The organism is Ruegeria sp. AH12, from assembly GCF_056541465.1.
Map to the genome: position 1 here is coordinate 1 of NZ_JBQFYL010000061.1, position 1292 is coordinate 1292.

At 58.0% G+C, this 1292-nt stretch carries 1 protein-coding gene; it reads right to left on the reverse strand.

Annotated elements, in window-relative coordinates; genetic code table 11:
- A partial coding sequence (gene thrS / locus ACR0EL_RS21575; RefSeq protein ID WP_480502222.1) for a threonine--tRNA ligase occupies positions 1-1292 on the reverse strand: 1292 nt, incomplete at both ends.

The following is a 1292-nucleotide window of genomic DNA, read 5'->3' on the forward strand; positions in this document are numbered from 1 at the left end:
TGCCTGCTGCGCGAAGGGTGCTGACCACTTCGGCCACATACTCATCGGCCTCGGAGGTGATCGAGGCCACAACGACCTGGCGCGGGGCCAGCCAGAACGGCAGCTTGCCCGCGTGTTCTTCGATCAGAATGCCGATGAAACGTTCAAACGAGCCCAAGGTCGCGCGGTGCAACATAACTGGGCGGTGTTTGCCACCATCAGCGCCGATATACGTGGCGTCCAAACGCTCGGGCAGAACAAAGTCCACCTGATGCGTGCCGCATTGCCAATCCCGCCCGATCGCATCGGTCAGAACAAACTCGAGTTTCGGGCCGTAGAATGCCCCTTCACCCGGATTGAGTTCCGGCTCTATCCCAGCCGCGCGAGTTGCGCTGAGCAGGGCGGCTTCAGCCTTGTCCCAGACCTCGTCCGATCCTGAGCGTTTTTCCGGCCGGTCCGAGAATTTGACCGAGAAGTTCTCAAACCCGAGGTCTTTGTAGATCCCGGACAGGAACCGAATGAACTCAGCGGTTTCGGATTCGATCTGGTCTTCGGTGCAGAAGATATGGCCATCATCCTGGGTAAAGCCGCGTACGCGCATGATGCCGTGCAGCGCGCCGGAAGGTTCGTACCGGTTACACGATCCGAACTCGGCCATGCGCAGAGGAAGGTCGCGGTAGGATTTGAGACCCTGATTGAAAATCTGCACGTGGCAGGGGCAGTTCATCGGTTTCAGGGCGTTGACCGCCTTTTCCCGTGCATGTTCCTCGTCCACTTCGACGATGAACATGTTCTCTTGGTATTTGTCCCAATGACCCGAGGCTACCCACAGCTTGCGGTCGACGACTTGAGGGGTGTTGACCTCAACATAGCCACCTTTGCGCTGTTGCCGACGCATGTAATCTTGCAGAAGAGTGTAGATGGTCCAGCCATTAGGGTGCCAGAAAATCTGCCCTGGGGCCTCTTCCTGCATGTGGAACAAATCCATCTCGCGACCCAGCTTGCGGTGGTCGCGCTTGGCGGCTTCTTCCAACATGTGCAGATGAGCCTTAAGCTTTTCCTTGCCGGTGAAGGCCACGCCGTAGATGCGCTGTAGCATTGCGCGGTCGCTGTCGCCGCGCCAATAAGCCCCGGCGATTGACATCAGCTTGAACGCGTCGCCTGGCAGTTGACCGGTGTGCTGCAAGTGCGGGCCACGGCAGAGATCCTGCCAGTGACCGTGCCAATACATGCGCAGCGGTTCGTCACCCGGGATGGATTCGATCAGTTCAACTTTATAGGGCTCATTATTGGCCTTGTAGAACTCGATTGCG